The 14,638-nt window shown below is 61.2% G+C and carries 9 protein-coding genes; 5 read left to right on the top strand and 4 right to left on the bottom strand.

The genetic code is table 11. From position 1 onward, the window contains the following. Window positions 1–56 precede the first annotated feature (56 nt). Window positions 57–842, bottom strand: a complete 786-nt coding sequence (gene istB, locus EP30_RS09965; RefSeq protein WP_140558369.1) for an IS21-like element helper ATPase IstB — start codon at window positions 840–842, stop codon at window positions 57–59. Window positions 843–845: 3 nt separating this feature from the next. Beyond that, window positions 846–2,327, bottom strand: a complete 1,482-nt coding sequence (gene istA, locus EP30_RS09960; RefSeq protein ID WP_140558366.1) for an IS21 family transposase — start codon at window positions 2,325–2,327, stop codon at window positions 846–848. 1,163 nt (window positions 2,328–3,490) lie between these two features. Here istA and EP30_RS09955 point away from each other — a divergent pair. The 3 genes from EP30_RS09955 (at window position 3,491) to EP30_RS09945 (ending at window position 9,726) form a co-directional block, all read left to right on the top strand. Beyond that, entirely contained in the window at window positions 3,491–6,502 is a 3,012-nt protein-coding gene (locus EP30_RS09955; protein WP_140558364.1) for a SpaA isopeptide-forming pilin-related protein, read from the top strand. A gap of 29 nt (window positions 6,503–6,531) precedes the next feature. Beyond that, complete coding sequence (locus tag EP30_RS09950; RefSeq protein ID WP_140558361.1) at window positions 6,532–8,607, top strand: isopeptide-forming domain-containing fimbrial protein; 2,076 nt, start codon at window positions 6,532–6,534, stop codon at window positions 8,605–8,607. A 69-nt stretch (window positions 8,608–8,676) separates the two neighbouring features. Continuing rightward, window positions 8,677–9,726, top strand: a complete 1,050-nt coding sequence (locus EP30_RS09945; RefSeq protein WP_140558359.1) for a hypothetical protein — start codon at window positions 8,677–8,679, stop codon at window positions 9,724–9,726. Here EP30_RS09945 and EP30_RS09940 read toward each other — a convergent pair. Together EP30_RS09940 and EP30_RS09935 are read right to left on the bottom strand one after the other, a co-directional pair. Then, window positions 9,688–10,842, bottom strand: a complete 1,155-nt coding sequence (locus EP30_RS09940) for an electron transporter RnfD (protein WP_258185475.1) — start codon at window positions 10,840–10,842, stop codon at window positions 9,688–9,690. The genes EP30_RS09945 and EP30_RS09940 overlap by 39 nt on opposite strands. 23 nt (window positions 10,843–10,865) lie before the next feature. Then, window positions 10,866–12,719, bottom strand: a complete 1,854-nt coding sequence (locus EP30_RS09935; RefSeq protein WP_140558356.1) for a sialate O-acetylesterase — start codon at window positions 12,717–12,719, stop codon at window positions 10,866–10,868. A gap of 473 nt (window positions 12,720–13,192) precedes the next feature. On the opposite strand from EP30_RS09935, the gene EP30_RS09930 reads away from it, so the two are divergent. Further along, entirely contained in the window at window positions 13,193–14,224 is a 1,032-nt protein-coding gene (locus EP30_RS09930) for an ABC transporter substrate-binding protein (protein WP_258185474.1), read from the top strand. 9 nt (window positions 14,225–14,233) lie between these two features. Then, window positions 14,234–14,584, top strand: a complete 351-nt coding sequence (locus EP30_RS11255) for a hypothetical protein (RefSeq protein ID WP_258185473.1) — start codon at window positions 14,234–14,236, stop codon at window positions 14,582–14,584. The last annotated feature ends 54 nt before the right edge of the window (window positions 14,585–14,638 follow it).

The raw sequence follows: 14,638 nt of genomic DNA, 5'->3' as shown, positions 1-14,638 counted from the left end.
TTTGAGCGGTTGGTTTTAGGCCGTTTGGGCGTTGGCCGGTCCTGTCGGGTTGTTGGTTATTGCATGAGGGCGTGGGTCTTGCGCCAGGATTCGCCCTCGAATCGGATCATCCTGCCGTGGTGGATGGTGCGGTCGATGATCGCGGCGGCCATGTTGGGGTCGCCGAAGATCCTGCCCCATCCGCTGAATTCGATGTTGGTGGTGTAGATGATGCTCTGGGTCTCGTACGCGTTGGTGACGACCTGGAACAGGAGCCGGCTGCCTTCCTCGTCGATGGGCACGTAGCCGAGCTCGTCGATGATCAGGAGCGGGCTCTTGCCGATCAGTGAGAGTTCCCTGTCGAGCCTGTTGTCCGTCTGGGCGCGCAGCAGGCGCATGACCAGGCTCGCGGCCGTATGGTAGCGTACGGGCGTGCCTTGCCGGCATGCGGCTCGTCCCAATGCGATGGCGAGGTGGGTCTTGCCGGTGCCGGGAGGGCCGAACAGGACGAGGTCGTCGTGCTCATGGATGAAGTCGAGCCGGGTGAGTTGTTCTCGCCCGTAGTCGACGGGGAAGCGGATGGGCGTCCAGTCGTAGCCGTCGAGTTCCTTGTCGGCCGGGAAGCCGGCCGCTTTGAGCAGGCGTGAGCGTTTGGAGCGTTCCCGGGAGTCGATCTCGGCGTTCATCCATGATTCCATGAACTCCATCTGGCTGGGGGTCGCCTGGGCGAGCTGGTCGGCGAGGACCTGCCGGGTCAACGGCAGTCGGCGGGCCAGGGTCATGACCGTTTCGATTCTTTCGCCGGTGGACGCGCGCCTGCGTTTCATGCCGGGCACGGCGACCGGCGGACGATGTGACGTCATGGCTTATGCTTCCTTTCTCATGGTCGTTTCACGGGGTTTCATGAAGATGTCGTATCCGGTCAGGTCGGGCGCGGTCTGCTCGTATGGTTGTTCGCCGGCGGCGATGCGCCGGGCCATGGTCGTCAGGCTGGCCTCGTCGAGCGGGTGGCCCTGTTCGATCAGGTATTCGCCGGCCTGGACCGCCGGCTCGAACCCGGATTGGCTGCTGGCCTTGGCGATGAGTCGGAACGCGTTGCGTCTCGCCTTGGCGTCCATCCGGTCGATCGCGAGCCTGAGCTTGTCGGGGAAATCATCGCGGATAATGGAATCAGACCATGCGCGGGTCTTGCGGCCCAATGCGGGCAGGAGCGTGGCGGGGTTACGCACCGTGGCCGGGGCCTGCCCGTACACGCGCGGCAGTTTCGCGCAGGTGCGCCCGTCCTGGGTGCGGATCGTCACATCGAACGCGCGCAGGGCGACGTCCAGCGTCCAGCCACGCCACGAGGGACCGGCGAGATAGTAATTGCCGTCAACCTGCACGCGCCCGTCCCTGTCGGCCTTCCTGGCCTCCCATCTGATCGCGTCGAAGGGCTTGGACGGCAGGGGCTGCATCCGGGTCTTCTCCTCGGCGAACAGGTCGCCGATGGCGATGTTCTTCCTGTAGTGGGCCGTCTTGGCTATCGCGTCGCAGCGTTCGAGCATGTACCGGGTCAACTGGGCGTAGGATTCCGCGTTGAGCAGGGGCACCATGATGTTGCGGCGCAGGAACCCGACCGCGTTCTCCACGCTGCCCTTCTCGTTGCCCGAGTTCGGGTTGCAGAACCGTGTCTCGAGCCGGTAGTGCGCGATGAACAATTCGAACACCCTGACGACCGTGACCTTGTCCCACGCGACCCGGTGGCCCGCGCCGGTGGCGTTATCCAACACCAGCGTCAAGGGGACCGCGCCCGCATGCTCGAACACCATACGCAATCCCTCGCACACGCATTCGGCGTTCTCGCCGGGCAGGGCCACGCAGTAGCGCATGTTCGACCACGGGAACGTGACGACCAGGCAATGCACGTCCGTCCGGTCCCCGCCGATCACGGCCTGGGCCAGGCCGAAATCGACCTGCGCCTCGCCCGGATGCCACTCGAGCTCGAGATACCCGTCCCCGGGAAGCCGATGCTCCTCGCGCCACCGTTTCACGTAGCGTTGCACCGGCGAATACGAGCCCTGATATCCCTTCTCCGCCACGAGCCGGTCGTACACGCGTTTGGCGGTATGCCGCTGCTTGCGCGGCATGAACCGGTCGGCCTCCAGCCACCCGTCCACCGTCTCCTTGAACGGGTCGAGCTTCGACGGCCTCGGGACGGGCCGCTCCGGCCCGGGCGAGCAATCCTCCTTTCCCGCGTATTTCGCGACCGTGTCGCGGGCCACGCCCACCTCCTTCGCGATGCCTCTCCATGACACGCCACGCGCGTCAAGCACCCTGATACGTTGTTGCACGGACACCGGTACCGTCATTCCTTTCCTTTCCCGAGAAACCGAATGGTTTGCTTTCAACTCGGGAAACTAGTCCGGGCAGGACGGGCCGGTGTTCATCTCTCACTACACGCTGAAATGGACTAAAACCTGCCGCTCATTCGGAAACATTCCGCACGCTCACACGGCCCACTTTCAATTGAACACACACACGTTCCGTGCCATTTGGTTGTCTGCCACTTGATTGTCCGCTGTGCCACCTAGCTGTTCGTTCTGCATCATCCGGCTGTCCGTGGCTGTCCGCTCTGTGGCATCCTTGCCGACGGCGGGCTTCTTCGTCGTTTCCATTGTCTCAGTCGGCATGCTCATCACAGGCCCTTTTCCGCTGGCCCACGGACCGGCGGCCAAGACCAGTTACACACTTACCGAGACACTCCCGGGCCGGGGAAAATCGTTGGGGGCTTGTCGGAGGATGGCGTTGGGTTTTCGTTTTACTTCGATAGTCCACTACCAAAGTGTTGCGATAGTCCCCGAAACTGCTGCGATAGTCCACTACCGAAGTGTTGCGATAGTCCACTACCGAAGTGTTGCGATAGTCCCCGAAACTACTTCGATAGTCCACTATCGGGTGGTGGAGGATTGCGGAACTGCTGCGATAGTCCACTGGGCTGAGCCTCAAACTGCTTCGATAGTCCATGTGGTTGGGAAGCGGCGTGTTTTCTTGGTTTTGGTGTGTGCTACGGCCGCCTGAGTCGGAAGAATCGTTGCGATGACGCGCTGTGACGGTGGCGTTGGGTTTCCGCTTTACTTCGATAGTCCATTATCGGAGAGGGAACGACGTGAAAAGTGCTTCGATAGTCCACTGGGGAACTGGCCTGACAAGGTCGAACTGTTGCGATAGTCCCCGAAACTACTTCGATAGTCCACTATCAAAGTGTTGCGATAGTCCCTGTGGGTGTGGGCCTGCTGTGTATGGATTATTTGATGTGCAGCACGTTCCCGTGTACCCCCCTCAGAGCATGCTCTGGCGTTGGTCGGCAATGTGGTCGAATGTGGCCCCCTCGCGGATATATATTGCAATTACTGGGATTGATAATCACCTGTATGACCCGCTGCCATCGGCGATGCGCTTAGGGGGTACTGACCCCGAATTCCTGACCCTACGATGGCTGTACTCAACCGAGAGACAGCAATGGAGGCTGGGAATGAAGGGTTTTCTTATTTTGGTGCAATTGTCGTTGATTATCGAGGCATCGCTGGGCGAGTTCATCAGTCGATTGATCGCCGGGCTAATCGCGTTCCTGATGTCGTTGGGAGCACCGCCTGGTGCCCACGACGATTCCCGGCCGGCGGATACGTCTGGCGGAGGTTGGGGCAGGGCTGTGACCCATGTGCTGACCAACACCGCTGACGCGCACATCGATACTATTGCCGAGGCTTCCGATTCCGGCGGGAAGCGCGTGCATATTTCCAGCAGCCGGTTCATCGTCGCCAAGATCGAGCCGGACGCGGCGGAATTCAATGAGGTCTCCGCCGCATCACAGGCCGATGCGATCAATCCCGACGGCAGCGTAGGCGTTCGGGATGGCGGTGTGCAGTTCGTGCTCTGGCCGGAATATCACGCCGCCGACGGTGCCTGGTACGTCTACGAACAGCGATTCACCGAGAGCAATGATGATGGGACATGGAAGGACGAAGGGCGTTGGTACCAAAGCACGCTGGACGCTGATGGCATCGAAGGCGATGCGTGGATCGAATCGGAGGCACCGAATCTCAATGATGGCGGTTCCTGGTCGCCGATGCCACAAGGATGTGATGGGCAGCTGAGCAACGGAGCCCGGTACTGTGTAGCCGCGCAGACAGAGGAAGCTGAATATGCCTACTGGGGCAGCGATGGCGCTGCCTCGAAAGTGTATTTCCCCGTCGACGTTGACGACTACACCCAGCCATACGACGCGCATCCGTTCAAATATCGGGTGACGATGTCCCGGCCATCACCGGCCGACGAGACCAAGGGCAACGTGTTCTTCGGCCGCGATATCGCGGAGATCACCACGGAGGTGAGTCATCGCAAGGATTCCTATTGGAGGGTCAATAGCTCCTATGTCGTGCAGTTGACCGACATCACGGGAAAGGATCAGATCGGCGCGCAGTCCGATGCGGATAATCCGTCCGGCCCAAATGCCGCACCTGAGCCCGAAGCAGAAAAGGAGACGAATTCGGATCAAAACGATAGAGCCGCTGATGCGGCGGATGACAGCCAAAGCGCGGTCTCCGCCGGCGGCATCGTATCCCCGCAGGTTTCCAACATCGATTCGATCACCGTTGATCCCAGCAAACTGATGGTCGGACGGGCACAGAAGTCGGGGGAGTTCAAACTCCTGCTGACGGCATTGCCCAACGATCGGGATGGCGTATCCACCACGGCGGAGATGACGCCCATGCCGAACCGCGGTTTCCGCATCAACGATGATCGCATGACCATGGGCGAGGACTGGTACGGCGGGAACGATCAATCATTCGCCTTCCAACTCAAACCGGGTGATATGGGCACGGATTTCATGAAGCCTGACCCCACCGTCAACACCGACCCCGCCGACTCCCCGTCCCTAGCACACGTCGCCAGTCGTCTGAACGCGCATCTCACCATCGCGTATACCACGTACGACATATCCCCAGGATACGGCTCGTCGTCCTCCCGATGGTTCTCATACCAGCTCTGCGAACAGAGTCCGGGTGGAGGCTGCGTCACGCAACAGGACAACAGCGACGGCAAGGTCGCCTACGATCTGTCTCGATTCGTGATCTGGGTACGCGGCGAAATCGACGAACGCAACGCCATGACGCTGTCCGCCGACAGCTACATCGTCAGAACGCATGACCGGTTCGGCAACGATCTGACGCAGAACGGCGCAACGGAAGGCGAGCGCGGACGGTTCGACGCCGAAACGCTCACGTTCGCACCACGGTTCGTCAATGCGATATGGGGACGGCTGTCGTTCCTCAAACGTAACGAGCAGGGGACGCCGTTGCCCGGCGCGGAGTTCACGTCCGACGATCTGTTGGCCGCTCCGATGGACAGGAACGATGTCGATAGTAATAACGGCAACGGTAATGGCGACGGCAGTAACGGCCAGTCCGGTTCGTACATGCATGTCCCGGAAGGATATCCAGGTGCCGGGAAGACCATGATTTCGGGGTCTGATGGTCAGGTACAGGTTTTCGGCATCGATCTGCTCGACGTGTTCGGATACGATGACGATCCGAATTCGGAGCAGTACGGGGAGCTGTTGCGCGAATCCGTGAGCTATACGATCACCGAGACCAAGGCCCCTCCCGGGTATGAGCTGCCGGTCGGCGAGCCGCCGAAATTCACAGTGATTCTGCACGCTGACGGCACGTTGACCTATCGTCCGATTTCGGGATTGATCGGCACACTCTGTGAAGACGGGAAGAAGAACAGCAGTGATTGCCAGCTCGCCGTGGTGAATTCCGGATTCCGTTTGCTTAAGGTCGACGACGGCGGCAGTCCGCTTCGCGACGCCGTCTTCCAGATTTTCGAGGGCATGCACCTGCCGGACGCCGACAACGAGGACGGTTCGATTCCCGCGCGGCCGCTGGCCTTTGTTCCGATCACTGGCACGGGATCCTACAATTACGCACCTGTCGACACGGGCGGTGCAGACGACACGGGTGGTACTGACGGTACGGGTGGCACGACTGACCCGGCCGGCACGACCGTCGATCTCCTCACCGATGAACGTGGCACGATCAGTGTGCATAATCTGCCGAACGGCACCTATACGATTCGGGAGATCCGTACGCCGGTCGATGGCGACGGCAGAGAGCTCTACGCCAACAAGAAGAACGTATGGATGCTCGTCACCGTTCACAATGGCGTGATCAGTCTTGCCGACCAATCCGCTGACGATGCCGGGAACGGGAACGCCGGGGTTGACGGCAATAGTGCGATCGGTTCCGATGTGGTGACCGGATGCGCAACCGTCACGAAGGATCCACATGCCGTCATTGAGACCGCGTCGACGTTGCCGATCTGCGTGGCCACCGCGACGAATCATCCTTCCGTGGTTGAACTGCCGCTGACCGGTGGCAGCGGTGCCTTGGTGCAATGCGTGCTGATCGGAACCATTCTGCTGATCCTGGCCGGCGAATCCCGCATCATCGCGGCGTTGCTCAGACGCCCATACCGTACGTGATCAGCGATCAGCAATGAAAGGAGACACTCATGAAGACTGTCATGAATGCAACAGGTCGTGCACACGCAACGAAGCGTGTGCATCTCTCGAAGATCGTCACACGTATCGTCGGCATTGTCGCCGCAACGATGGTGATGACAGGCTTGACGATGCCCGGCTGGGGAATTCCGTCTGCGGCCGCCGCTCCGGTGCCGGACGCGACCGAGAATCATCCGGTCACGGGCACGTCCATCACCATCACCGCCGACACCAGCGCGCAGATTCGCGGGCACACGTTCGCCGCCTACCAGCTGGGAACATACACCACATTGGCGAACTCCAGCTCGGCGGGATTGGACACCATCACCGAACCGGCCTCCGCCTACCGAAATATCCAAAACGCCATGGCACAAGCCAATCCGGCATATAACCCCGACGTCGGAGGGGATCCTCTCGCCTGGGCGGTACAGGTCGAGGGGCGACTCGATCAGGTCACGGCCTCACCCTGGACCGGGCTCACCCGATCATTCGCCATCGCTCTCGATCCGAACGAACTCGGCACTCCCGCATCCGTCACCGCGAATGACGACACCATCGTCGCCACCGGGGAGAAGGTCACGGTCACCATCGACGGTCTGCAACCCGGACTGTATCTGGTCGTCGATGCCACAGTCCAGCACAACGCGGAACGGAACAATGCGAGCGATCCGAACGATTCCGGGTCGTCAGACGATTCCGAATCATGGACCAATTCCATCCGTATGGTGGTGGGCACCAGACTCGAGGTGTGGGATGCCGAAGCCGATGCATCCACAACACTTGCCGACGGCGTGATCAACCTCAAGAACCAGTCCGTTCCCATCCACAAACAGATCGTCGACCCCGACGGTCGTCCGCAACCGGAACCCGACTATGGCGTCGGCGACACCATCTACTACGAAATCACATCGACCGTACCCATCTACACCGGGTATGCGTCCACCGGTCGCGTCTATCAGATCATCGACACCATGAGTCACGGATTGACCTACGGCAAAGTCGTTGCGGTGAAGGTCGGGGAGACGGCGCTGACGGAATCAACTAACGGCGGCGCGGGCGACTACACGGTCAGCGTGCGTGACACCGTGTACGAGTCCCGACAGGGCGCGGGAGGTCAGGTTCCCGACGCCGTGATCGGGAAACCCGCCACGGAGATTGCCATTGATCTGGGCAATTACGTGAATCAGAACGAAGGAACCCAGCCGTTGCGGGAAGGCGCGAACGTGGTCGTGACGATCACCGCCACGCTGAACGACAACGCCGTCGTATCCGAGCCGAACCGACCGCAGGCCAACCCGAACAAGGTGGATCTGACCTACTCGCATAATCCCGAAGACCTGACCGACCGAATTACCGTGCCCGGCGGCGAAGTGAACGTCTACACGTTTCGTTTCCGTTTGCGCAAGGTTGATCTTGGCACGCATCGGCCGCTTGCGGGGGCGAAGTTCATCGTGAGGTCGGCCGAACGGGGATATCTCAAGGAGTACGGTCCGGCGGGTGTGGCTGATGGTGCCGGCAATGGCGAACAGGACGGCAAAGAGGGTGAATCGTCATCCGTCGGATGGCGGTACACGCAGAATGCGGCCGATGCCAAGACTTTCGTATCCGACGACGACGGGCTGATCGACGGACTGACCGGATTGGACGCCGGGTCCTATACCGTGACGGAAACGCAGGCCCCCGACGGGTATCAGAGTGCCGTGCTTCCCGAATTCAGCTTCGCCATCACCGCCGACTATCGTCAGGATTCCAGTACCCGGCCGGACGGGACGACCGCGTGGGGCGATCATCATCTGACGACCGTGACGTTTAGCGCCCCCGCAGGGGATTCGTGGAAGCTGGTGACGCAGGGAACCGGTGGCGCCGGCGGCGACGCGGCCGGAGGAACCGATACGACGGGCGATGTCGTCGACGCGGATTCGGCACCCACCTTCGAATACATCGTCGGCAACGTACGTAATGTGTCGGCCTTGCCGAAGACCGGTGCGGCCGGAGTCGTGATGCTCACGCCTATCGTGGCGCTGCTTGTAGCCGGTGCGGTCGTCCTGGGCCTTCGCATCCGGGCGTTGCAGCGAAGCGATATGTAGAAAAAACAGAGGGCGCTCGCCCCGGTCGACGATGATCGGGATGGGCGCCACCGACCAAAGGAGGTCATCATGTTCACCACTGAGGAACGCCAATATCTCAATTCATTGCCGGCCGTATACCATGTCGGTGCCGAACGCATTCTGTACACCGACGAATTCAAATACGCGTGCATCACCCGATATCTCAACGGCGAATCCCCGACCGCGATCTTTCGCGAGGCCGGTCTCAATCCGGAACTGGTGGGTCGCAAGCGCATCGACCGGTGTTTCGCCCGCTGGTGCGAATCGGAGGAGATCCGTCGGCGACTGTCCAAGCAGGTCCATGCGCGGCATGCCGGCCCGGATGGTGGTGTTGATCCGTGTGATGGTACTCAGCCGTACGCCGAAGCTGTGCCGGGTGACGGCATGGACGAGATCATGCACGGCCCGACGGGGAACGAGCCGCCGATGACCGGGCCGGCCGGAGTGGACGCCCCGCGGGGTATAGGGGAATCCTATGGATTCCATTCCCACGTCGGGAATATGCAGACGGATGTCGGTCGGCCATCCATTGTCGGGCCCACGAGCGCCGGAATCGAGAAGTCGGGGCACGCGGATGCCGAGTTCGGGAACGCGGAGATCGAGGCTGCCGGGTTTGGACATCTCGCGTATGGCATCGTCGGGCAAGTCAACGTCGATCATCGTGACGATGATGCCGGAGTCATGGCATACGCCAGCCATACCGAATCGTTGGAGGGCGTAACGCATCGTGGCATCTGCCCCAATCGAGACGGCACGGATTACGCTGGCATGGATCGCGCTGACACGAACTGTGCTGATGCAGACTGCAAAGGCCCGGATTGCGACGCGACTTCTCGCGAGAGCAATCTGCTGTCTGCCAAGGATGTGCGACGCATTCGCCGAACCGCCGTGGCGCGCGCGGTTCGTGGCGAGGCCACCACGCATATGTGGGATTGGGGCGAACCCGATTACCGCGAACGTCTGATCGAGTATCAGATAAAACGCATTGACGCGTTGGAACGCGAGATCGCCCAACTACGCAACGACACCGCCGTCTACGCCAGCGTGGCGAAAACGACGTTACCGAATGTCGGCCGGCAGATGATCGGCGATGAATGAGGCCAGTTCGTGTCCCATGCGCTCGGCTTCGGGGATGCGAATGTGTCCGGGAGTGCCCGTGCCATTGGACTCATACAGGAAATGCAGGATCCTCGGATCGTCGATGGCCCGGCATACGTCGTCGATCGCCCGATCCCACGCCGCGTCATGACACAGGATGGTGGTGGACAGCACCAGCAGCGCATCCGGATAGATTTCGCGCAGCCGTTCCACGAACATCCGATAATGATCACGCCATGTCACGGCCGCCTCGCCATCGTAGTCGTCGGCCATCACGTCGATCGGATTGCTGTCGTTCTGCCCGATGGCCACCACGACCACATGCGGGATGAACCGGTTGAAATCCCACGGCTTGGAATCGCCGAGCGTCGGGTTGTATTCCAGCTTGTCGTACGTATCCTCCAGCCCCACATAGTCGGGGCCGTTGAACCAGCCGGTGCCGTCCAGCAGTGCGATGCCGCCCTGTGCCACGTCATGCAGTTCGGCATTGAGCTCGCGCGCCGCGAACGCCGCATACGAATACCAGGCGTTCGTATACTGCCCGTTGTTGTCATCCGGGTCGATCCGGCCACAGCAATGCACCGCCTCGGCCACCTCGCCGGCCGACACCGAATCGCCGTACACCTCCATGCGCAGCCGTGGTCGCGGGGCGGCCGGAGGCAGCACCTGCACCCCGACATTCGTGCCGTCCACGGTGAATCCCAGCAGCTCCACATGATGGCAGGCGTCCTGACGTTTGAACACCGTGACGGTATGCGTCACCGGCGTCAGACCGTCGGCCAGCACGATTTCCGTTTCACGGTCGTCGCATGGAATATCGACCTTCCGCTGGCAGCCGTCGATCACCACGCCGATCGCGTTCTCCCAGTAGTTGTGACGATTGATGAGCTGCATGCGCAGTGACGTGCCGAAGAACCGGAATTCGATCAGTGTATACGGGTAGATGAGTACCGGACGCTGCGGATCGTCGAAATCCACACGACCCGTATACCGCAATGCCGGATCGTCCGGCAGGATATGAACGCGGCGGGGGAGCGCATCATCGGCGTGCGTCGAACGGGTCGCGTCCATAAGCGCAGGATTCATACTGATGGGCTGGGACTCTGCGTTGACCATGGGTTTCCTTTCTGAAGCGTGTCTTAGCGTTCGCGCGTGAACGGTTCGGCCGGGAGCCCGGCGTCGTTGAACAAGGGCGCGGGGCCCCAGCTGAACCAGCCGTAGCGTACGGCGCAGGGCTCGGGCACCGCCGTCGACCAGACCTGTACGCGTCTGCGTCCGGCGTCGTTTCCGCTGCCACTGTCGTGCTCATCGTCGGCCAGAATACGCGCCGATGCCGCATGCCAGACTCCGTCGCCGCCTGACAATGCGAAACCGGAAGCATCGGCAGGAAGTTCGGCCGTATCAATCGGCGACCCCAGTGCGACGTCATCGCGATTGATGCCGAGGTCATCACCGTTGTAATGGCCGAAATGCAGTCCGTCGGCATGACGGAATATCACGATCATGCCGTTTCCGTCAGCGCGGACACATGCGGTGGATTCCGGTCCGTCGACCACCGGACCGTTGCCGGTGAACATGCCATTGTCGCTCTCGTCGCCATTGTCGCCATTGCCGTATACGCGACGCAACGCCATGGCGGCCAGACGATCGCCCACCGTCTTCTTGTCAAGCGGATGGATGTTGTCGAATTCGCCACAGTCCAGGGTGACCACGGTATGCACGTCGGGTATGGTGTGGGCGGCGTCCATCTGCGCCGCGCGGATGACCGGCCAATGCATGACGTCCCGTCCGGCGTCGGCCTCGCTTTTGGCGATCCAGCGCGGCAGCTGCACGATCAGGAACGGCAGCCGGTCATTCCACAGGCCGCGCCATTCGTCGATCATGTCGCCGAGCAGTGTGCGATAGCGCTCGCAGTAGGCTTCATCCTCTTCGCCTTGATACCACATCACGCCGCGCACGGTGTAGGGGGCCACGCGCGAGACCATTGCTTCGAAGGCCCCGCATGGGCGGTACTGGCTGAACGGGGTCATCGGCGGCGGCCACGGGCATTCACCGTACTGGGCGTTCAGCGTCTCCCAGGTGACATCGGGGTCGGCGGTTCGCGCGGCGTCGATGTTCGCGTTCCACGCGTTGAAATTGGTCTGCCAGGTGGTCCAGTCGTAGCGCATCGCGTCGAGATCCCGGCCTGCCACCTGATCGTCGTACCGGTTCAGATATTCGCGTCCGGCCGCGGATGTTTCCAGACGTTGGCGGCTCATCCAGCAGGTGATCGATGTGCCACCGATATAGCAGTCCACGATGCCGACGGGTATGGTGACTTCGGTCGTTCCGGCGAGTTCGGCGCGCAGTCGGTTGGCGAAATAATAGGCAACGGCAGACATGACGCCTGCGGACTGCGGCGTGCAGACGGACCATCCGGACTTGCGTTCCGCACGCTCGTCGACAGCGCCGGTTTTGGGGGTATTGTAGAAGCGCAGCAGCGGGTCGTGCGCATTGTCGACTGCAGCCTCGGGGTGCAGGCTGTTGCGCAGTTCGAGTTCCATGTTGCTTTGTCCTCCGGCCAGCCAGACCTCGCCGATGAGGACGTCGTCGAACTGAACCGTTTCCGTGCCGTCCGTCACGGTGAGGCGGTGCGGTGCGGCGCAGGCTCCCATGGCGGGCAGCGCCACCAGCCAGCGTCCTTCCGTCGTGGTCCTGACCGTGGCCGTTTCTTGGGGCGTGCAGCATGGTGCGTGGGATATTGCGTTCCTCTCGGACGGCGGGGAGGGAAGGATGCTCGCCGTGATGGGTGTCCCCGGCGTTGCGGTGCCGAATACGGCGATCGGACGGTGTCGTTGCAGCACCATGTGGTCCGAGAACACCGCCGCCACAGTGAAATGCGTACGCGCATTGCGGGGGCTGCGGTCCGTCTCCTCGGTCTGTGCGGCGGTCGTGTCGTCCGTGTCCGTGAGTGAACTGCCCGGCGCGGGACCGGTGATGATTGACGCTGTCATGTTCGTTCTCCTTCGAAAACCTTGAAACCGAATGCGCAGGTCCGGGGTGACATTGGTCCGCCAGTGATGCCGAACCCCTTTCAAGGCTCTGAGCTTGTCAAATCAATGCATTAACCGTTTAAGGAAAATCATACATTACTGTGATGCGATTTCGGCGTGTCGTCGAGTTTTTATTGAAGGGTCGGATTGTGTGCTGAGGTCATAAAATATTGAAAAATCAACGATCTGTTGCGATCCGGGTAGTGTGTGGGGCTGTGGGCTGGGGTGAAGCTATCGACGTGGCGTGAGCGCAACTTTACTTAATCGGTTGACATACTGAAAAACATGACTTAAAGTAAGAGCAATCAAGTCAAGCACTGAACAAAACGCAGGGTTTGACTATTCACGCAAGCGGTTCATTGACGATATCGCCCGTGAATTGGCGAGGCCAGTGACGGCCCCGACACGTCTCAGCGATTGAGAGGAACGGAATCATGAACGTACTGAAGAAGATCTCGGCGGCGGTTGTCGCCGGAGCCTGTCTGATCAGCCTCGCGGCCTGCGGCGGCAGCGCCAGCGGCGAGGCCACCGATCTCACTTACCCGGAGATCAAGCTGGGTGAGACCGGTAAGGATCTCAACACCACCATCAAGCTGTTCAACCACCGCACCGACATGGCGCAGGCCACCTACCCGGGCACCAACTGGGACGCCTACATCAAGGAGTTCAACAAGGTCTACCCGAACATCAAGGTGGAGGTGCAGACCAGCTCCAACTACGCCAGTGACGCGCTCACCCGCCTGCAGGGCGGCGACTGGGGCGACATCATGATGATCCCCGCCGTCGACGCATCCGAACTCGGCACCTACTTCCTGCCCTACGGTTCGCTCGACGACATGAAGAAGGAGATCAAGTACGCCACCAACCAGCGTTACGACGGCAAGACGTACGGCGTGCCCAGCGCAGGCAACGGCATGGGCGTCGTCTACAACACCAAGGTGTTCTCCGACGCCGGCATCACCGACCTGCCCAAGACCCCGGACGAGTTCATCAACGATCTGAAGCTCATCAAGGACAAGGAGCCGGGCGTCACGCCGATGTACACCAACTACGCGGCCGGCTGGACCATGACCGCGTGGGACGCCTACATCGGCGCCACCTCCACCGGCGATGCCAAGTACCTGAACCAGAAGCTGCTCCACACCAAGAACCCGTTCTCCGATCCCGGCGACGGCACCCACCCCTACAACGTGTACAAGGTGCTGTACGACGCCGTGGCCAACGATCTCACCGAGGAAGACTACTCCACCACCGACTGGGAGACCAGCAAGGCCAAGCTCAACAACGGTGAATACGGTGCCATGGTGCTCGGCGCCTGGGCCGTGGCGCAGATCAAGTCCGCCGGCGACAACCCCGACAACGTGGCCTACATGCCGTTCCCGATCACCGTGGACGGCAAGCAGTACAGCTCCTCTTCCGCCGATTACGCCTACGGCATCAACAAGGACTCCTCCAAGGAGAACTAGGAAGCCTCCATGATCTTCGTCAAGTGGATGACCGAGAAGTCCGGCTACGCCATGAACGAAGGCGGCATCCCCGTCAAGCAGGGCGACGACGAACTGCCGTCCGTGTACGAGCACTTCAACGACGTGACCTTCCTTGAGGACGAGCCCTCCGTGGACGGCGAAGAGGATCTGTTCAACGACCTCAACTCCGACTCCGAGTTGGCCATCAACGCCGACGGCAGCTCCCGCCTGCAGGCCGTGATCGAGGCCGCTGCCAACGGCACCAAGTCCTACGACGACATCGTCAAGGAATGGAACCAGCAGTGGAACTCCGCTCTTGACACCGAAGGCGTGGACGTGAAGTACACCACCGCCGAGTAAGGCGACGCGGGGTCTCCGCCCCGCCAGTCACACGCATACACCAGCCGAGGTGCG

Origin of the sequence: Bifidobacterium sp. UTCIF-39, from assembly GCF_006408715.1 — a bacterium.
Taxonomy (GTDB): Bacteria; Actinomycetota; Actinomycetes; order Actinomycetales; family Bifidobacteriaceae; genus Galliscardovia; species Galliscardovia tissieri.
Note: the sequence above shows the minus strand (reverse complement) of the source record. Positions and strands in the feature narration are given on the sequence as shown.